Consider the following 18,279-nt stretch of genomic DNA (forward strand, 5'->3'; position numbering starts at 1 on the left):
TCGGCATGAAGGAGAAGATGTTGGTCGCGCTGCTGACGCTGATGTTAACCGCCTGCACCGTGGTAGATCTGGATGCCAACGGCAATCCCATCATGCCGAAAGATCCTCACGCGCAGCCGGGTTACCGCGATCAAACCCCGCAGCAGATCGCGGAATCGAGCTGGGCCAGCCGCGTGCAGCAGCCCGCAGAGAAACAGGCGCTGAGCTGGGCCGATATGGAAACCAAAAGTCATACCGTCAAACCGGGCGGCAGCGCAAGCGTGTTCGTGCGCGCCTCTGGCACGGTGACGGCATTTGACAACAGCAATGAGCGTGAGCGCAGCCTCACCATGACCATCAACGGCAAGCCGGTGAAGGTGTTGATTGGCCCGGTGTTGCGCGGCAATGCCATTCGCGACGCCGCCGGCTTTCGTTTTGAAGAGTTCACCAATCAGGTGCAGTACGCGCAGCTGACCAAAGCGCTCAATCGCCATGCGGTGCAGCAGTTGCCGACGGTTGATGCCAGCTGGGTCGGCAAACCGGCGCAGGCGCTGTTAGCCGTCAGCATGGGCGCGGGCACGGTGGACGATGCAGTGGCACTTCAGCTGCAGCAGGGGAATCCATGATGAGCGATGAAATCATTCTGCAGGCGAACCAGATGTCGATGCTGTTTCCTGGCACGCTCGCGCTAGATCGCGTGGATTACCGCGTATGGCGCGGCAAGGTCAACGTCATCATTGGCGAGAACGGGGCGGGTAAATCGACGCTCATGAAAATTATCGCCGGCGTGCAGCAGCCGACCAGTGGTGAAATGCTGCTTAACGGGCAAAAAGTGGCGTTCAGCAGCACGCGTGACGCCGCGCGCCACGGCATCGGCATGGTGCATCAGGAACTTAACCTGTTTGAAAACCTCAGCGTGGCAGAGAACATTTTTCTTGGTCGCGAAATTCAGCGCGGCATACGTCCGATCAACGAAACCGAGCAGAAACGCCGCACCGCTGCGCTGATGCAGCGCCTCGATCAGCCGATTTCACCGGATGAGAAGGTCGGCAACCTCAAAGTTGGCCAGCAGCAGCTGGTGGAGATCGCCAAAGCGCTGGCGGAGGATGCTGACATTCTCATCCTCGACGAACCCACCTCGGCGCTGAGCAAAACCGAAGTAGAGATGCTATTTCGGGTGATCCGCGAACTGACGCGTCAGGGCGTTTCCATCATCTACATCTCGCATCGGCTGGAGGAGTTGATGGCGATTGGCGATGTGATCACCATTCTGCGCGACGGCCGGTTTCAGGCTGAAGCCCAGGTGAGCGATATCGACGTGCCGTGGATCGTGCATGAAATGCTCGGCAGCGATCCGGTCAACACCTTCCTGCCAGCGAACCGGCAGTTTGGCGCACCGGTGCTGGAAGCCGAACACATCACCTGCGTCAGCCCGAATGGCAATACGTTGGTGGATGACGTCTGTTTCCAGGTGCGTTCCGGCGAAATCGTCGGCATTTACGGCTTAATGGGCGCCGGGCGCACCGAGCTGTTTGAGTGCTTACTCGGCACCCAGCGTAACTATTTGGGCAAGCTGTGGCTTGATAGCAAACCGCTGCCGACGCGCCTGCCCACCGCAGAACGCATCCGCATGGGGATGAGCCTGGTCCCGGAAGATCGCAAACGCTCAGGCATTTTTCCCATCTCGTCGGTGGCGAGCAATCTGACCATCGCCAGCCTGTGGCGACGCCTCTCCCATCGCACCGTGATTTCTGAACAGGCCGAACGCGACGTGGTGGCCAGCACCGTTGGCAATCTGGCCATCAAAATCTCCTCGCCGGATGTCGCCATCAGCGCGTTAAGCGGCGGTAATCAGCAGAAAGTGGTGATTGGCCGCTCGCTGCTGACCAACCCGCGCTTGCTGCTGCTGGATGAACCGAGTCGCGGCATTGACGTCGGTGCAAAAGGCGAAGTGTTCCGCATGATGGTGAAGTTATCGGAGCAGGGCATTGCGGTGGTGTTCTCCACCTCGGACCTGAAGGAAATTATGGCCGTTGCCGATCGCATCCTTGTGATGTCCGGCGGCAAACTGACTGCTGACCTGCCGCGCGCTGAAGCGGAAGAGGCGGCGCTGGTTAAAGCAAGCGCACAAGGGTTCTGATATGAAAAATAACGGCGCGCTCGCGCTCTCAACGCCGGGCAAAGCGTTCAATTCACGCGAAAGCCTGATATTGCTGTTGTTAAAACTGCGCACCTTTATTGCGCTGTTTCTGATTGTTGGCTTCTTTGCCATCACCGTGCCGGATTTCCTTGCGCCCGGTAGCCTGGTGATCATGGTGAAACACATCGCCATTAATGCCTTCCTCGCGCTTGGTATCACCTTTGTCATTATCACCGCGGGCATCGATCTTTCCATCGGCGCAACGCTCGGGCTGTGCGGCATGATTGCCGGTTGGCTGATTACCAAAGGCATTGTGCTGCCGATGTTCGGCATCGCCATCTTCCCCAGCGTGTGGGTGATTGTGCCCATCGTGCTGCTGATTGGCGGCGTGATTGGCGCAGCTAACGGCTGGATTATCACCCGCTACAACGTGGCGCCATTTATCTGCACGCTCGGCACCATGTATATCCTGCGCGGCACGGCGATGCTCACGTCGGGGGGCGAAACCTTCCCCGGTCTGCAGGGCAATGCGCTGCTGGGCAATACCGGATTCGACAAGATTGGCGCGGGCTATTTTCTTGGTTTGCCATGGGCCATCTGGATGATGGTGCTATTGGCGCTGATCATTGCTTACGTCGCGCGGCGCCTGCCCTTTGGCCGTCAGGTTTATGCGATTGGCGATAACGAACGCGCGGCGGAACTCTCGGGCGTGAAGGTGAAGTCGGTAAAAATCTGGGTATACGCCATTTCCGGCTTCTGTGCGGCCATTGCTGGCATCGTGGTCTCGTCACAGCTGGTGGCCAGCCATCCGGCTAACGGCACTTCATTTGAAATGAACGCCATTGCTGCCGTGGTGCTCGGCGGCACCTCGCTGGCCGGTGGGCGCGGCACCATTCTCGGCACGCTGATTGGTGCTTTCGTTATCGGCTTTCTCGCCGATGGTTTGATCATGATGGGTGTCAGCGAGTTCTGGCAGATGGTGATTAAAGGCATCGTGATTATCGTGGCGGTGATCATCGACCAGATGCAAAGTCGCATGCAGCAGAAAGCGGCAGTGGTGGCACAAAAAGCGGTGATTGAGGAGAGTGCCAGTCCGGCAAAAAGGTAATCGGTTGGATGCAGACGTAGTGAGTCTGCACCTTTTTTTCTTTATCAAGAATATATATTCATTATCGATTTAAAATTCAGAGGTATTTATGAATCCTTTCAACTACTCGATAGCGGATCTGGCTGCCAAAGCGCGTGCCGTGCGCCGCCGCATCATCCAGCTTAATGCAGGCAGCCCGGCAGGTGGGCACACGGGGGCCGATCTCTCTCAGGTGGAGATTTTGACCGCGCTCTATTTCCGCATCCTTAACTGCGCGCCGGATCGCACCAACGATCCACAGCGCGACATTTATATTCAGTCGAAAGGCCACGCGGTTGGCGGTTATTACTGCGTGCTGGCGGAAGCGGGTTATTTCCCCACCGAATGGCTGCCAACGTATCAGCATGCGGATTCACCTCTGCCGGGCCATCCGGTACGGCAGAAAACGCCGGGCGTTGAGCTGAACACCGGCGCGCTGGGTCACGGTTTACCGGTCGCCGTCGGCATTGCCTTAGCAGCGAAGAAAGATAACAGCGACCGACGCATATTTGTCGTCACCGGCGACGGTGAACTGGCGGAGGGCAGTAACTGGGAAGCGGCGCTGGTGGCGGCGCATTACGGCCTCGATAACCTGGTGATCATCAACGACAAGAACAAGCTGCAGCTGGCGGGCCATACGCGCGACATCATGAACACCGATCCGCTGCCGGAAAAATGGCGCGCCTTTGGCCTGGAGGTGAGCGAGTGTAGCGGCAATGACATGGCTGCCGTGGTTGAGGCCATCGAAAAGCTGCCACGTAACGGCGGCAAGCCGCAGGTGATTGTGGCGCATACCGAAAAAGGCTTCGGCATCTCCTTTATTCAGAGTAAACCGGAGTGGCATCACCGCGTGCCGAAAGGCGAAGAGATTGCATTGGCATTGGAGGAGCTGAAAGATGAGTAATGCAAAACACCTGGCGACGGTGATGGTCGAGGCATTTATCGATGCGGTGAATCGCGGCGTTGATTTAGTGCCGGTGGTGGCGGATTCGACCTCAACCGCCAAAATCGCGCCGTTTATTCAAGCGTTTCCCCATCGCCTGATTAATGTCGGCATCGCAGAACAAACGCTGGTGGGCACCGCCGCCGGTCTGGCGATTGGCGGCAAAGTCGCCGTCACCTGTAATGCCGCGCCGTTCCTGGTTTCCCGCGCTAATGAGCAGGTAAAAGTCGACGTCTGCTACAACAACACTAACGTCAAACTGTTTGGCCTGAATGCTGGCGCCAGCTATGGGCCGCTGGCCAGCACCCATCACAGCATCGACGACATTGCCGTGATGCGCGGCTTCGGCAACATCGAAATCTATGCGCCATCCTGCCCGCTGGAGTGTCGCCAGATCATTGAGTACGCGCTGGCGCATGTCGGCCCAGTGTACATCCGTCTCGACGGCAAAGATCTGCCGCAGCTACACGATGAAAACTATCAATTCCGTCCCGGCCAGATTGATGTTTTACGTGAAGGTGATGACATCGTGCTGGTGGCGATGGGCTCGACGGTACACGAGGTGGTTCACGCCGCCGAGCAACTGCATGCGCAAGGCATTAGCGCGGGTGTGATCGCCATTCCATCGATTCGACCTTGTGATACCCAACGGCTGCGCGAGCTGTTAAATCACTATCCAGCGGTCATCACCGTAGAGGAGCATAACGTTAACGGCGGCGTCGGCAGCCTGGTGGCAGAAGTGCTGGCTGAAGGTGGCTGTGGTATCCCGCTATTACGTTTGGGCATACCGGATGGCGAGTACGCCATTGCAGGCGATCGCGCTTCAACGCGTGCTCGTCATGGCATTGACGCAGCCAGCGTGGTGAAGCGTGCACTGCGCATCTGTGCAGGAGCGTAAAAATGGCAGGTTCGTTGATACTGGCGATTGATGAAGGCACCACCAACGCGAAAGCGATTGCGGTAGATCGCGCTGGAAACGTGGTGGCGCGCGCTAGCCAGCCGCTGACGCTGGAACATCCCCAGCCGGGCCTGTCCGAGCAGGACCCGCTGGCGATTTGGCAGGCGGTAAAACAGGTGGTGAGTGCTTGCCTGGCGCAGTGCGCAGGCGCGGAGGTGGCAGCGGTGGCGATCAGTAACCAGCGCGAATCGGTACTGATCTGGCAACGACATAACGGCGAGCCGTTGACGCCGCTCGTGAGCTGGCAGGATCGTCGCTCGGAAGCCTGTTGCCGTGATTTACGTATGGCGGGTAAAGCGCCGCGTATTACGGGTCTGACTGGATTAGCGGTCGATCCAATGTTTCCTGCCGCCAAACTCACCGGCATGCTCGCCGCGCTGCCGAAGGGTTTGGTGCGGGCGCAGGCCGGGGAACTGTGCATCGGCACGGTAGACAGCTGGCTGAGCTGGCAGCTGAGTCAGGGCGAAAGCTTCGTTACCGATCATGCTAATGCGGCGCGCACCCAACTCTATAACCTGCACAGCGGCGACTGGGATGATGAACTGCTGGCGTTATTCCACATTCCACGCGCGGCGCTACCGCAGATTGTGCCGTCGGCCAGCGCCCATGGCGTGGTAACACGTCATGATATTCCCGGTTTAACGCCAGGCACGCCAATTCTGGCACGCATCGGTGATTCGCACGCTGCGCTGCAAGCGCAGCGCAGCGGCAACGAGGAGGTGGTGAAAGCGACTTACGGCACCGGGTCGTCATTAATGATGTCAATGGCGATGCCGTTGCTCACCGAAAATGGCCTCAGCACCACGGTAGCCTGGCACGACGGGACGCTGCGCTACGCTTTTGAAGGCAACATCACCCATACCGGATCGGGTGCCGCGTGGCTTGGGCGCATGCTCGGCGTTAGCGATCCGCGCGAACTTACGGCGCTGGCCCAGCGCAGCGAGCACAATCAGGGCATCTATTTTGTGCCAGCGCTCTCCGGCCTGGGTGCGCCATGGTGGGATCTTAAAGCGCGCGGTATGGTGTGCGGGCTGACCGATGCGGCGACGCCAGAAGTACTGGCGCGCGTGGCGCTGGAATCGATCGCTTTTCAGATTGCGGATGTGTTTTTCGCGATGGAACAGGCTAGCGGCGTGCGGTTGCCAGCGTTGTGCGTTGATGGCAGCGCCACGGAAAACAGCTGGTTGATGCAGCTGCAGGCGGATGTATTGCAGCGGCCACTTAAGCGAGCGCCAACGGCGGAAGTCTCCGCATTGGGCGCAGCGTTATTGGCGGGCCGCCAACTTAACTGGTGGCAACAGGGCAGTGAGATGCAGGCATTGCAGGGCGGCAGCGTCATTGTGCCGCGTGAAGATCAGGCGAAAAGCATGCAGGATAATTATCAGGGCTGGCTCGATGCGGTGGCACGCTGTCGCTATCAGCCGCATTGACCGGTGCGATTTTCGTAGGGTGCGCATTGATGCGCACCTGGGTTACTGGAATCGATTCGCTTTATCACGCGCCAGACGCTCCAGCGCAAAAATCACCTGCTGCAGCTGACGTTCCTGAAGGGGCTCGATGGCGGTAAAGCGGAAGCTCAGGCGAGGCGTCACGCGGGTTTCATTCTTGCTGGTAACGATGCTACGTTCGCCAATGTGCAGCAGCTGCGCAGTCACCTCGAAGTGACCATATTCCGCCAGGTCAACGCGGAGATTTTTAAAGGTATCGCCGCGATTCAGACCCTCAGGCAGCGCTTCGTCCAACAGCACGCCAACGCCGCCCAGTGATAGGTCCTGCAGACGGAAACGCGCAGTGCGGCCGTCGGGCCATTGACTGTGGCAATAAAAAACGGGCTCCAGCGGCGCGTTTACGCGGAAAAATTCGCGGCGCTGAATCTGCCACACCAGGTCGGGCAGCGAGGCGGCGAAAGCAGGCAATCCTTCGAAGTCGATACGCTGTAAACCGCTGAGGCCAAACTCCACTTTCGCACCGTGTGTTTCTGCGGCGATATTCACTTCGCCCCCCTGCAGCGCTAAATCGTTATCAAGCGCGTTGCTGCCAAGGTCAAAGATCACCTGGCCCTCATCGGCTGCCAACAGGCGGCTGATAAACTGCCCACGTGAGAAACTCACCATCAGCGGCGTTTGAAAACGCAGCAGGTCCTTCATGACCCCCAAAACCGCTAATGTGCCTCGCTTGAGGTATTGTTCTTTATCGGCTTCACCCACGTCCTGCTCCACTTATCCGATTATTGTTTTACGCGCGCCAAAGTTATCCGTCAGTTATCGGCACCGCTACGCTAAGCTTTAACATGCCAACGATGTCTTACTGTGACAATTTGCGAGGCAGATCAAAAAATCCCGTCTATACTTGTTGCGGTGAACACATTGATTAATAACGTAAGGAGCAGTACATGGGTATTCTTTCATGGATTATTTTTGGTCTGATTGCCGGTATCATCGCTAAGTGGATTATGCCGGGCAAAGATGGCGGCGGCTTTATCATCACCGTGGTATTGGGTGTGGTAGGTGCGGTGGTCGGTGGCTGGATCAGTACCCTGTTTGGTTTCGGTAAAGTTGACGGTTTCAACTTCGGCAGTTTCGTGGTGGCGGTAATTGGTGCCATCGTGGTGCTGTGGATTTACCGCAAAGTTCGAAGTTAACAACGCAAAAATGATTTAATGAAATCCGCCATCCTTGCAGGGATGGCGGATTTTTTTATGCCAGGTTAAAAGTCGTAGCCCACCGTTGCCATTACGGTGCGCTCGGCGCCGCGATAGCAATAGCCGGTGCCATAACAGGCCGCCAGATACTTTTTATCCGTCAGGTTGTTGGCATTGACCTGCAGCCAGGCGCCTTTCAGCTGTGAATTCCACGCACCAAGATCCGCGCGTACCGATGCATCAAACAGCGTTACGGATGGCAAACGCGTGGTGTTTTCGTTATCTGCCCACTGTTTGCCAATATAGCGCACGCCAGCACCAGCGCTTAAGCCATAATCAAACTGATAATGACCCCATAAAGACGCCATGCTGTTCGGCGTGACATACGGCGTATGGCCATCGTTGCCGTCCACGGAATCTTTGAAGCGCAGATGATTCAACGTGTAACCGGCGATGGTGCTGAAACGCGAGGTCAGCTGATTGCGTGCTTCCAGCTCAATACCCTGTGAATGCACTTTGCCCGATGGCGTATAAGTACCGTCCAGCACGTTACGGTTGGCGACATCATCCTGGGTCAAATCGTATAAGGCGATGGTGTACATATCGCGCGTCCCGACCGGCTGATATTTCACACCCGCCTCATACTGCTCGGAAGTGGTCGGTTTCAGCTGATTACCATTAGGATCGGTTAATGACGCTGGCGTAATCGCCTGGCTCCAGCTGACGTAAGGCGATACGCCATTTTCGAAAGCATACAGCAGTGCGGCGCGTCCGCTGATGTGATCGTCCTGACGACGGCTGGTGCCGTTTTCCGACACGATGCGATCATAGCGACCGGAAAGATCCAGATGCCAGCGATCGAGCTGCAGCTCATCTTGTAAATACAGGCCGGTTTGATAGTAGCGGCGCGTTTGCGAGGTCCAGGCGAAGTCCGGCATGATGCCCACTTCATCGCCGTTCCAGGCATTCAGCGAACTGGCGGCTCCGCTGGCTTCGGTAATGTCATTTTTGTAGCGATGATACTCGGCACCCAGCGTCACGCGATGCTGCACGGCGCCCGTCGCGAAATCGGCCTGCAATTGGTTGTCGTTAGCCCATGCGCTCAGTGAAGAACGTTCGCCGGAGAAATAGCGATTCAGCAGGTCCGGATTGGTGGCATTCCAGCCAATTTGATACACCTGATCAAGCGCGGTATTCGAATGGCTATAGCTGCCGGTAGAATGCACGGACCATACATCGTTAAAGCGATGTGAGAAGTCATAGCTATAAATCTGTTCGTGGCGCTTGAACTGATCGTAGGCGCTGTCGCCCTCGTAGAAACTGTCGCTCAGCTTACGGCCATTGTGGCTGTAAAGCGTACCTTCAGCCGGCACCGAACCGTGATAGCCGCCAGAAGGATCTTTTTGCAGATAGGCGCGCAAGACTAAATTGGTGTCTTCACTCGGCTGCCACATCAGCTGCGGTGAAATCGCATACTTCTCTTCACGGGTGTGATCGTACTGGGTATCGCTGTTACGCGTGATGCCGGTTAAGCGGAATGCCCACTGATCGTTGATGGCGTTGGTGTAATCAAACGCGGCGCTGTTGGTGGCGTTGGTGCCGGTCGAAAGGCGGAAATGGCCCTCTTCAGCGAACTGCGGACGCTTACTCACCATATTCACTAGGCCGCCAGGTACGGTTTGGCCGTAGAGCGCGGAAGAGGGGCCTTTTATCACATCAATGCGATCGAGAAACCAGTTATCCACCTGCAGGATGTTGAAACTGCCGCCATCGCTCATGACGCGCAGGCCATCGAGGAAGGTGTTATCAACATCGCCACCGTGGAATCCACGCAGGGCGATGGTGTCGTAGCGCGTAGCGGCACCGCCAAAGTTGGTGAATACGCCTGGCGTGTAACCGAGCGCCTGATTGAGATCCTGTGCGCCCTGATCTTCCATCTGCTGACGCGTCACCACCGAAATGGACTGCGGCGTCGTGATCAACGGCTGATCGGTTTTACTGGCACCGCTGCTGCGCGTGGCGAGATAGCCTTGCGTGGGTGATGTTGCGCTCTCTTGCGGCTGAGCCGTGACAACAATCGATTCTTCAGCGAAGGTTGCGGCGGGTAATGCCAACGCAAGTGCGCACAGCATGCGGCCACGTTTCAGGGTAAACAGCGATGTCATGAGGGTTCCTGTTGTTATTAATGGGAATAGGTATCGATATTAGATTGAGAATTATTATCTTTTAATGCGGGTGTTTCAAGGTGTGAATTTGTTGTAAGAAGGTTGTGAGAAAAAGGCACAGAGTGGCGAGTGGATTGCCTTTTATGGCATGAGGTTGGTGGATTAAGCGCAAGCTTGGTCGCCATGAATGGCGACCTTACGACAGGATGAAGTGGTTTTTGTAGGGTGCGCATTGATGCGCACCGGGAACCGATGAGGAAATAACTTACTTAACGCTGGTCAACGCCGGCATATTGGGAATATCGCCGGCGCTATTACAGGTTTTGTCTTTCGGGCAATATTTGTCGAGCAGTTTCAGCGTCACGCCGTTGGTCCAGCCAAAGCCATCCTGCAACGGATATTCACCGCCGCCACCGCCGCCCAACTGAGCGCCTTCAACCACGTACTTCTCAACCAGCTTATGCTCCTTGTCATACGTCGCCTGTACGTTTTGCAGGAAGCGTTGACCAATCTGCTGTGCCAGCTTCGGTTGCTTATAATGCTCGAGACCTTCCACCGCAACCCATTGCAGCGGTGCCCAGCCGTTTGGCGCATCCCATTGCTGGCCGTTATTTACCGTGGTCGTTACCAAACCGCCCGGCTTCAGCAGCTGTTTCTCGACTGCGGAAGCGGTGCGTTCGGCTTGCTTATCGCTCGCCACCTGCATGTAAAGCGGGAACAGCGTCGCCGCCGTCAGCTGTGGATGAATCTGCTTTTTCTGGAAGTCGTAATCGGCATACCAGCCTTGTTTGTCGTTCCACAGATAGCGATTGATAGCCGCCTGACGTTTTTCCGCATCCGCCGCAAACGCTTTGGCTTTGTCATCCTGCTTGTCCAGTTTTGCTGCTTTGGACAGCGTTTGCTCCAGATGGAACAGCAGGCTGTTGAGATCGACCGGCGCTAGCTGGGTGGTGCGGATTGAGGCCAGATTATGCGCATCGGTAAACCAGCGCGAACTGAAATCCCAGCCTGAAGCCGCGCCCGCACGCAGGTCGCGATACACCTGCTGCTTATTACGCTCTGGCGCTTTGTTCGCCGTCGTCACGTCATCCAGCCAGGATTCGGTACGCGGCGCATCACGATCGTCCCAGTAACGGTTCAGTAGCGTGCCATCGCTAAGTTTGATAACACGTTTGCTGGCCTGGCCGGGCGCCACTTTGTCGCTATCCGCCATCCAGTAGTCGTACTCTTTCTGCAGCTGCGGCAGGTATTGGCGATAGACATCATCACCGTTATGCGTCGCTAACAGGTCAACCATTAAACTGAAGAACGGTGGCTGCGAGCGGCTGAGATAGTAGCTGCGGTTGCCGTTAGGAATATGACCATATTTGTCGAGCTCGGTAGCGAAGTTCTCCACCATATCCTGCACGCGATCCCAGTGGCCGCTCTCGGCCAGGCCCAGCATGGTGAAGTAGCTATCCCAGTAATAAACCTCGCGGAAACGTCCGCCTGGCACTACGTAGGGTTTCGGCAGCGGCAGCAGTGAATCGTACTGGCTGGCGCTCTGTGCGGTGCGCGTCAGCACCGGCCACAATCCATTGATGTGTTCGCGCAGGCTTTGACCGGCGGGCGGCACATATTTGTCCTGCTCTTGTGGCAGCGTAAAGTTGCTATCGACAAAATGCTTGAGATCAAAATTGCGCTGGCCTTTTTGCATCTGCCAGTCGGCCAGAATCGAAGAAGGATTCGATTTCGGTACCGCGTCGGCGAAGGTTTTCTGATCAGGGTAAAATTTAGCCTGCTGAACCGCATTGAACAACGGTCCCAGGCGCACATCCGGTGGCTGCGGTTGGTTGCTTAGCATGCGGCTTTGGTCATCGGCGTGTGCGGCACTGGCACCCGCCAGCAGCGCGGCACTCAATAAAAAAGTCAGACGCGCGGGCGTAAATACGGCATTTTTTATCATCGGTTTTTCTCCTTGTCCGAAAAGGTGGCGTGCTAACGCATTGACCACCCGAACAACTTTAGTCGTTATCGCGCCGCTTAGCCTCGCATAGCGGTGGAAATGTGAAGCATCCTGAATTAATCACGCGAGAAATTGCGTGAGGCGACGGTTTTTGCTTGCCCTGTATCGCTATTTGCCTGAGGCTGAAGGCAAAAAAAGGAGAGCAGTATGGAGATTATCTGGTATCACCCGTCGCTGGCGCCGCAAAGCTGGTTGGACGGTTTGCAGCAACGTTTACCCGAAGCGCGCGTGCGCCAGTGGCAGCCGGGCGACAATGCGCCGGCCGATTACGCGGTGGTACGTTCCCCGCCCGTTGAGATGCTGGCGGGGCGTGAGCTAAAAGGCGTGTTTGCGATGGGGGCAGGAGTAGACGAAATCCTCAAACAGCTGCGCGACAACCCCCAGATGCTAGCTGATGACGTGCCGCTGTTCCGCCTGGAAGACACCGGCATGGCGCGTCAGATGCAGGAGTATGCCAACTGGTGCGTGTTGGGGTGGTTCCGCCGTTTCGCTGAATACCGTCAGCAGCAACAGCGGGCGCAGTGGCAGGAGCTTGACGCTATCGATCGCGAAAACTTCACCATTGGCGTGTTGGGCGCGGGTGTCCTTGGCCGCAGCGTGTTGGAAAGCCTGCGTCAGTGGGGATTCCCGTTGCGCTGCTGGAGCCGCTCCGCCAAACAGATTGACGGCGTGCAGAGTTTCCACGGGCGCGATCGGCTGAATGCTTTCCTCGATGGCACCCAGGTGCTGATCGATCTGCTGCCCACCACACCGGAGACCACGAACTTAATCGATAGCCAATTGCTGCGCGTGTTGCCGCACGGTGCCTGTTTCCTTAATCTGGCGCGCGGTGCCCATGTGGTAGAAGCCGATTTGCTGGCCGCGTTGAACAGCGGCAAGCTTGCCGCCGCAGCGCTGGATGTGTTCCAGACCGAGCCGCTGCCGCAGGATCATCCGTTATGGTCTCATCCGCATGTCACAATTACGCCACATACTGCGGCCATTACTTTACCGGGTGAGGCGATGGATTACATTGCGGCTGCCATACTTGCTGTGCAGCAAGGCCAACAGCCGAGCGGTTTGGTCGATCGCCGACGCGGTTATTAATTCACATTGAGTCAGGAGATGAAGATGTATCCCGTTGATTTACATATGCATACCGTCGCCAGTACCCATGCTTACAGCACGCTGCATGATTATGTCGCTCAGGCGAAACAAAACGGCTTGAAGCTGTTTGCGATTACCGATCACGGTCCGGATATGGCCGATGCGCCGCATTATTGGCACTTTGTCAACATGCGTATCTGGCCACGCGTGATTGATGGCGTCGGCGTGTTGCGCGGTATTGAAGCCAACATTAAAAATCAGCAGGGCGAAATTGATTGCAGCGGCCCGATGCTGGACGCGCTGGATTTGATCGTGGCGGGCTTCCATGAACCGGTGTATGCGCCGCGCGATAAAGCGCATCACACCGAAGCGATGATTGCGGCGATGGCGGGCGGGCAGGTGCATATTATTTCGCATCCCGGCAACCCGAAGTTCCCAGTGGATATCCGCGCAATTGCTGAAGCTGCGGCGCATTACGATGTGGCGCTGGAGATCAATAACTCCTCGTTCACCCATTCGCGTCCGGGCAGCGAACCGAACTGCCGCGCCATTGCGGAAGCGGTGCGCGATGCGGGTGGTCGTCTGGCGTTTGGTTCTGATTCGCATACGGCATTCACGCTCGGACATTTCGAACACTGCCTTCGCATCACCCGCGAAGTGGATTTTCCTGAAGATCGCGTGTTAAATGTCACGCCGCGTCGCCTGCTCGATTTCCTCGAACAGCGCACCGGCAAACACATTGCTGAATTTGCTGATTTTTAACTTTTTTGCCTCAAGGAATTCTGTTGCATGAATGAGTTTTCCATTCTCTGCCGCGTCATCGGTTCGCTGTTTAATCGTCAACCTCAGGATCCGCTGTTGGTGCCGCTGTTCACTCTGCTGCGTGAAGGCAAACTGCAACAGCAGTGGCCGCTAGAGCAGGACGAACTGTTGTCGCGTTTGCAGCAGAATAGCGATCCGCAGGCGCTGGCTGCTGACTACAACGCGCTGTTTGTTGGCGGCGAGTGCAGCGTTCCGCCGTATGCGTCACAGTGGCCGAACGGTGTCGCTGAAGCGGACGTGCGCGCATTTCTTAGCGCACGCGGCATGCCGCTGAGCGACGCACCGGCCGATCATTTCGGCGTGCTGCTGCTGGCGGCATCGTGGCTGGAAGATCAGTCGGCAGAGGATGAATCCGCTGCGCAGCTGGCGCTGTTCGACGAGTATCTGCTGCCGTGGTGCGGCGCCTTCCTTGGCAAAGTGGAAGCTCACGCTACCACGGCATTTTATCGCACGCTGGCGGCGCTCAGCCGGGAAGCGATTCAGGCGATGTACGACGAGCTGAACGAAGAGCAGGGCGACGACGCCTGAGTATCACCAGCTTGCTGCGCTGCTGCCGAGCTTCACGCCTGGCGTAGCGCAGATCATTGGCGTGCCGGGCAGATATGCCGCGGCACGCAATCTCTCTGCAATCCCCCACTGATTAATCTCAATGGTGCTAAGTGCGTCATCGTGCTGTGCATGAATACCGTTTTGCCGATTTCCCGGTGCGGCGCCGTGCTGCTGCAACAGACGCGCGGTGCGGGCCAGTGACAAACGTGCCTGCCAGCCCACCCCTTGCGTGAGACGCTGACGTAAACCTTCCAGCACCGCCGCCGCCATCAGATAGCCGGTTGCGTGATCGAGCGCTTGCACCGGCAGCGGTGTCGGCTTGCCGCTGCCGCTCCAGCGCATGCCTTGCTCGGCAATACCGCAGCCCATCTGCACCAGGCTATCGAATCCGCGCCGGTTGCGCCACGGGCCGCTCCATCCCCACGCATTCAGGCTGACATCCACCAGCCCTGGCGCCAGCTGGCGTCGGGCATCCGCATCCAGCCCCAATTTTTCCAACGCATCAGCGCGGTAACCGTGTACCAGTACATCGCTGTGCTGCAATAGCTGGCACAGCTGTTCGCGGCCCGCGCGGGATTTGAGATCGAGACGCGCGCAGCGTTTGCCGTAGGTGATATCTTCTTCCAGCGTCGGCTCCTGCCAGTTCGGGGGATCGATGCGCAGCACCGTTGCGCCAAGGCTGGCAAGAAAACGTGTCGCCACCGGGCCGGCAATGATCCGCGTGAGGTCCAGCACGCGTACGCCGAGCAGCGGCCGCGCGGGGGATAATGGCCAATCTGGCGTTGGCGCTGCGTCGCTGGCCTGCTGGGCGATCAGCGCTTCCTGTTGCACCGCGCTGCCTTGCGGGTGCTGCAGCCATTGCGCTTCGCTGCGCATCTGCGCGGCGCAGCCGCCTGCCTCAATCACCGCCTGTTCCAGCGCGGCGGCGGGCCAGCGCGCCACGGCATGTGCCAAAGCGGCTCGGTTGGCCTGTTGGCCAAGCACCTGCTCCATTGCCGCCCGATGATGCGCGGCGTTGGTATGCAGGCGGATCCACCCGTCGGCGCTGGCATAATCACCGGCAAATTCATCCCAAAGCGCGGCAGGTGGACGATTCAAGGGGACAACGCTGTGTTGAAACCAGCGTGAAGCGAGGCGTACATTGACGCTCACCGGCCGGGATTGGCCAAGTAAATCGCTCAGCGCCTGGCTGGCGAGGCCAATACTGGTGGCCGCCAGTTCGCTAACGGCGAAGGCAGAGGCGAAGGTATCGGGTTGGAGAAAAGTGAGCGTGGGAAGCGGGTCCGCGCCACGCAATCCCTGCCACATTTGCTGCCACAGCGCGGCAGCACGTTGATAATCCATGTTGAGTCTCCGGATAACGCGCGAAACTCAAGCATAGCAGAGCGAATTTAACGACGGCGTAAACGCGGAAACCGCGCGTGCATGCGCAGGTTGCGCAGGTTAATCACCGCAATTGCCGTACCTAAAATCACCAGCGAAGCGCCGAGAATTTTAAAGCTGTTCATGCTATCGCCGAGCACCAGCACGCCCATCAGCACCGCCAGCACCGGCGTCAGCAGCGAGTAGGGCATGATCAGGTTGACGTTATATTTCTTCAGTAAGGCGTACCACAGCGTATAGGCCACAATAGACGAGGCGATAGCGCTGTAAAGAATGCCAAACCAGCCGCGCCAGCCCGCGTGGCTCAGCGCATAAAACTGCTGTGATTCAGTGAGCCAGGAAGCCGCGCCAACGATGGGCACGGCGAGGAAGGAGATCCAACCGGTGAGCGTCAGAGGTTTGATCGGCGGCGATTTTTTTACAATCATATTGCTGATTGCCCAGCCAAAGGCGCTGCACAGTAAGATACATAACACCCACCAGGCAGGAATGGTTGGACTGCCCGAGAGCACCGCCACGCCGCTTAACGAAATGGCGATACCTATCAACTGCACCAGCCGCAGTTTCTCTTTCAATATTACCATCGCCAGCAGCATGGCAATCGGCGTACCGAGTTGCACCACGATGGCTCCGGTGCCGGCATCGGTGTAGCGCATGCCAACAAACAGCAGCGAGAAGTGCATAAAGCCGAAGGTGAACGCCAGCGTCAGCAGCCAGGGGAGTTGCTGGCGGGTGATGCGGCAGAAGGGGATCAGCACAATCGCCACCACCACAAAGCGCATCCAGGTAAGAAACAGCGGCGGAAGTTCCAGTAATCCCCACTTTACCGCCACGTTGTTGAAGGCCCAGATGGAAACCACCATCAGAACCATAAAAAAATGCCGCACTGCCACAATGTCTTCCTTCACGGATTAATCAAAATAAGCTCCGCCTAATGATGGCATGAAGGTGATGACTTCGGGCACAGGCGGCAAAATTTTTTCTTTCGCGCATGCGCTTATGCAGGAAAAAATAAGACATGTCGCTGATTTACTGGCAAAGTGGATGTCCGAAACACGACCATTATGAGGAACGTATTCGGCATGACACAGACCCGCGCTTTACCCCTTGCCCTGATTCAACTCGACGTTCCGCCGCAGCAGGTTGTGGCGCAAATTGGTGAACAACCTCAGTGGTTTATCGACGCGCTGCAACTGCAGCCCGATGACTATGTGATTGTGCGTCCGCATCTTGGCGATGATTTTCCGGCGTTTGACCGCGTCAGCGGTGCGATTCTTAGCGGTTCCTGGGCGATGGTGACCGATCACGCCGACTGGAGCGAACGTACTGCCGCATGGATCCGGGGCGCGCTCGAAGCCGAATTGCCGCTGCTTGGCGTCTGCTACGGCCATCAGCTGATGGCATATGCGCTGGGAGGCAAAGTGGGCGATAATCCGAATGGTTGGGAGCGTGGGCTCAAACCGCTCACGCGTAGTGAATGGGCAAAAAGCGATCCGTGGCTGGCCCCTTTGCCGGGTGAATTCCAGGCGTGGCTGTCACATCGCCAATCGGTATTAACGCCGCCGCCCCATGCGCAGGTGCTGGCGAGTTCGGCGCTCGATGGCTGCCAGATTTTGCGTTATTCACCGCAGGCGCTGTCGGTACAATTTCATCCCGAGTTTACCCGCAGCATCATGACTGCCTGTTTACCGGCTGGCATCAGCGATGACGGCACGCCATTAACGGGCGAAGATTGGTCACGTGAACTGTTGCGCAGCTTCTGGCAGCAAACGCGGCCGCAGCCGCGCGAGCAGGCTCAAGGTGCGTAATGCCGCGTGCAGCGGTAAACCCATGCGGGTGGCATGTTCTTCAGCACGCGTTGGCGCTCCCAGGTAAAGTAGCGTGACAAATTAGGCTGGGTAAACGAGGTGTATTGAAACTGCACAAATACGCCGCGTGGACCCAGCGCATCATGCACCGCATTCAAAATGTTATCGCGCGTTGCCGGCGGCAATGACAGCAGCGGCAAACCAGAAAAAATCACATCATATTCGCCGGAAAGATACTCCGCAGAACAGGCGCGCACCTGCATGCGCGGGTCCGGTAAACCGCGCAGGCTTTTAACCAGCTCCGGGCTAATCTCGAACACATCCAGCTGGGCTTGCGGCGACATGCGGGCCAGCAAATGGCGTGTCAGTACGCCGTCACCGGCGCCGAGTTCAGCGATACGCAAACTGTGATCCCAATTCACCGCATCACACATGGTGCGGCACAGCGCGGCGGAAGAGGGCGTGATGCTGCCCATTTTGCGCGGGTTGCGGATAAATTGCTGAACAAAGTTCGCTTTGGCGCGCATTAACGTCAGGGCTGAAGCCAACATCTGTTTCTCCTGGTTAGTATCCTGCTTCATATTGACCGCATATTTCGCCTATGTTTCGTTTTTTGCAGCATCACCGGGAAAACTCGGAATTATCTGGCGCCTGTTGCGCAAAAGCGCGCAATA

General features: G+C 57.3%; 17 protein-coding genes. 11 read left to right on the forward strand and 6 right to left on the reverse strand.

What is annotated here, in order from left to right:
- The first annotated feature begins 5 nt into the window (after positions 1-5).
- The 6 genes from ACIP6T_RS03860 (at position 6) to ACIP6T_RS03885 (ending at position 6,576) form a co-directional block, all read left to right on the forward strand.
- On the forward strand, positions 6-605 hold the full coding sequence (locus ACIP6T_RS03860) for a DUF2291 family protein (protein ID WP_400455444.1): 600 nt from the start codon (positions 6-8) through the stop codon (positions 603-605).
- Positions 605-2,119 (forward strand): sugar ABC transporter ATP-binding protein, encoded by a 1,515-nt coding sequence (locus ACIP6T_RS03865; RefSeq protein WP_400457010.1) that lies wholly within the window; start codon positions 605-607, stop codon positions 2,117-2,119. Before ACIP6T_RS03860 ends, ACIP6T_RS03865 begins: the two co-directional genes overlap by 1 nt.
- 1 nt (position 2,120) lies before the next feature.
- Positions 2,121-3,227 (forward strand): ABC transporter permease, encoded by a 1,107-nt coding sequence (locus ACIP6T_RS03870; RefSeq protein WP_400455447.1) that lies wholly within the window; start codon positions 2,121-2,123, stop codon positions 3,225-3,227.
- A gap of 88 nt (positions 3,228-3,315) precedes the next feature.
- Positions 3,316-4,149, forward strand: a complete 834-nt coding sequence (locus tag ACIP6T_RS03875; protein WP_345826861.1) for a transketolase — start codon at positions 3,316-3,318, stop codon at positions 4,147-4,149.
- Entirely contained in the window at positions 4,142-5,086 is a 945-nt protein-coding gene (locus ACIP6T_RS03880; RefSeq protein WP_400455449.1) for a transketolase family protein, read from the forward strand. Before ACIP6T_RS03875 ends, ACIP6T_RS03880 begins: the two co-directional genes overlap by 8 nt.
- A gap of 2 nt (positions 5,087-5,088) precedes the next feature.
- Complete coding sequence (locus ACIP6T_RS03885) at positions 5,089-6,576, forward strand: FGGY family carbohydrate kinase (protein ID WP_400455451.1); 1,488 nt, start codon at positions 5,089-5,091, stop codon at positions 6,574-6,576.
- A gap of 42 nt (positions 6,577-6,618) precedes the next feature.
- Here ACIP6T_RS03885 and ACIP6T_RS03890 read toward each other — a convergent pair whose 3' ends face one another.
- Complete coding sequence (locus ACIP6T_RS03890) at positions 6,619-7,353, reverse strand: flagellar brake protein (RefSeq protein ID WP_400455454.1); 735 nt, start codon at positions 7,351-7,353, stop codon at positions 6,619-6,621.
- A gap of 185 nt (positions 7,354-7,538) precedes the next feature.
- On the opposite strand from ACIP6T_RS03890, the gene ACIP6T_RS03895 reads away from it, so the two are divergent.
- A complete protein-coding gene (locus ACIP6T_RS03895) occupies positions 7,539-7,787 on the forward strand; it encodes a GlsB/YeaQ/YmgE family stress response membrane protein (protein WP_008102737.1) in 249 nt (82 codons plus the stop codon).
- A 65-nt stretch (positions 7,788-7,852) separates the two neighbouring features.
- On the opposite strand, the gene ACIP6T_RS03900 is transcribed toward ACIP6T_RS03895, so the two are convergent.
- Entirely contained in the window at positions 7,853-9,952 is a 2,100-nt protein-coding gene (locus ACIP6T_RS03900) for a TonB-dependent siderophore receptor (protein ID WP_345826859.1), read from the reverse strand.
- A gap of 265 nt (positions 9,953-10,217) precedes the next feature.
- Positions 10,218-11,897, reverse strand: coding sequence for an alpha,alpha-trehalase TreA (gene treA / locus ACIP6T_RS03905; RefSeq protein ID WP_400455457.1), 1,680 nt, complete (start codon positions 11,895-11,897; stop codon positions 10,218-10,220).
- A gap of 207 nt (positions 11,898-12,104) precedes the next feature.
- Between treA and ghrA the strand changes: the two genes are divergently transcribed.
- Genes ghrA through ACIP6T_RS03920 form a run of 3 tightly spaced genes read left to right on the forward strand, consistent with a single transcriptional unit; the run spans position 12,105 to position 14,393 of the window.
- The gene (gene ghrA / locus ACIP6T_RS03910; RefSeq protein ID WP_345826857.1) at positions 12,105-13,043 is read left to right on the forward strand and encodes a glyoxylate/hydroxypyruvate reductase GhrA; all 939 of its coding nucleotides are present in this window, start codon (positions 12,105-12,107) and stop codon (positions 13,041-13,043) included.
- 24 nt (positions 13,044-13,067) lie between these two features.
- Positions 13,068-13,805: a phosphatase gene (locus tag ACIP6T_RS03915; RefSeq protein WP_097094190.1), complete on the forward strand. Its 738-nt coding sequence runs from the start codon at positions 13,068-13,070 to the stop codon at positions 13,803-13,805.
- Positions 13,806-13,832: 27 nt separating this feature from the next.
- Complete coding sequence (locus tag ACIP6T_RS03920) at positions 13,833-14,393, forward strand: molecular chaperone (protein WP_345826856.1); 561 nt, start codon at positions 13,833-13,835, stop codon at positions 14,391-14,393.
- 3 nt (positions 14,394-14,396) lie between these two features.
- Here the strand turns inward: ACIP6T_RS03920 and ACIP6T_RS03925 are convergent, their stop codons facing one another.
- Together ACIP6T_RS03925 and ACIP6T_RS03930 are read right to left on the reverse strand one after the other, a co-directional pair.
- Positions 14,397-15,758, reverse strand: coding sequence for a CoA transferase (locus tag ACIP6T_RS03925; protein ID WP_400455461.1), 1,362 nt, complete (start codon positions 15,756-15,758; stop codon positions 14,397-14,399).
- 47 nt (positions 15,759-15,805) lie between these two features.
- Positions 15,806-16,690, reverse strand: coding sequence for a DMT family transporter (locus ACIP6T_RS03930; protein WP_400455464.1), 885 nt, complete (start codon positions 16,688-16,690; stop codon positions 15,806-15,808).
- Positions 16,691-16,879: 189 nt separating this feature from the next.
- On the opposite strand from ACIP6T_RS03930, the gene ACIP6T_RS03935 reads away from it, so the two are divergent.
- Positions 16,880-17,605, forward strand: a complete 726-nt coding sequence (locus tag ACIP6T_RS03935) for a glutamine amidotransferase (protein WP_400455466.1) — start codon at positions 16,880-16,882, stop codon at positions 17,603-17,605.
- Here ACIP6T_RS03935 and ACIP6T_RS03940 read toward each other — a convergent pair.
- The gene (locus tag ACIP6T_RS03940) at positions 17,593-18,156 is read right to left on the reverse strand and encodes a class I SAM-dependent methyltransferase (protein ID WP_097094185.1); all 564 of its coding nucleotides are present in this window, start codon (positions 18,154-18,156) and stop codon (positions 17,593-17,595) included. The two genes, ACIP6T_RS03935 and ACIP6T_RS03940, sit on opposite strands and share 13 nt — an antisense overlap.
- Positions 18,157-18,279 lie beyond the last annotated feature (123 nt).

It is taken from the genome of Pantoea sp. NPDC088449 (genome assembly GCF_044753225.1).
GTDB lineage: Bacteria > Pseudomonadota > Gammaproteobacteria > Enterobacterales > Enterobacteriaceae > Pantoea > Pantoea floridensis.

Bases quoted from the DNA above. Each gene is read 5' to 3' on its own strand.
- ACIP6T_RS03915 (WP_097094190.1), top strand. From the start codon at position 13,068: ATGTATCCCGTTGATTTACATATGCATACCGTCGCCAGTACCCATGCT.
- ACIP6T_RS03925 (WP_400455461.1), bottom strand. From the start codon at position 15,758: ATGGATTATCAACGTGCTGCCGCGCTGTGGCAGCAAATGTGGCAGGGA.
- ACIP6T_RS03870 (WP_400455447.1), top strand. From the start codon at position 2,121: ATGAAAAATAACGGCGCGCTCGCGCTCTCAACGCCGGGCAAAGCGTTC.
- ACIP6T_RS03865 (WP_400457010.1), top strand. From the start codon at position 605: ATGAGCGATGAAATCATTCTGCAGGCGAACCAGATGTCGATGCTGTTT.
- ACIP6T_RS03940 (WP_097094185.1), bottom strand. From the start codon at position 18,156: ATGTTGGCTTCAGCCCTGACGTTAATGCGCGCCAAAGCGAACTTTGTT.
- ACIP6T_RS03935 (WP_400455466.1), top strand. From the start codon at position 16,880: ATGACACAGACCCGCGCTTTACCCCTTGCCCTGATTCAACTCGACGTT.
- ACIP6T_RS03880 (WP_400455449.1), top strand. From the start codon at position 4,142: ATGAGTAATGCAAAACACCTGGCGACGGTGATGGTCGAGGCATTTATC.
- ACIP6T_RS03875 (WP_345826861.1), top strand. From the start codon at position 3,316: ATGAATCCTTTCAACTACTCGATAGCGGATCTGGCTGCCAAAGCGCGT.
- treA (WP_400455457.1), bottom strand. From the start codon at position 11,897: ATGATAAAAAATGCCGTATTTACGCCCGCGCGTCTGACTTTTTTATTG.
- ACIP6T_RS03895 (WP_008102737.1), top strand. From the start codon at position 7,539: ATGGGTATTCTTTCATGGATTATTTTTGGTCTGATTGCCGGTATCATC.
- ACIP6T_RS03860 (WP_400455444.1), top strand. From the start codon at position 6: ATGAAGGAGAAGATGTTGGTCGCGCTGCTGACGCTGATGTTAACCGCC.
- ghrA (WP_345826857.1), top strand. From the start codon at position 12,105: ATGGAGATTATCTGGTATCACCCGTCGCTGGCGCCGCAAAGCTGGTTG.
- ACIP6T_RS03885 (WP_400455451.1), top strand. From the start codon at position 5,089: ATGGCAGGTTCGTTGATACTGGCGATTGATGAAGGCACCACCAACGCG.
- ACIP6T_RS03900 (WP_345826859.1), bottom strand. From the start codon at position 9,952: ATGACATCGCTGTTTACCCTGAAACGTGGCCGCATGCTGTGCGCACTT.
- ACIP6T_RS03920 (WP_345826856.1), top strand. From the start codon at position 13,833: ATGAATGAGTTTTCCATTCTCTGCCGCGTCATCGGTTCGCTGTTTAAT.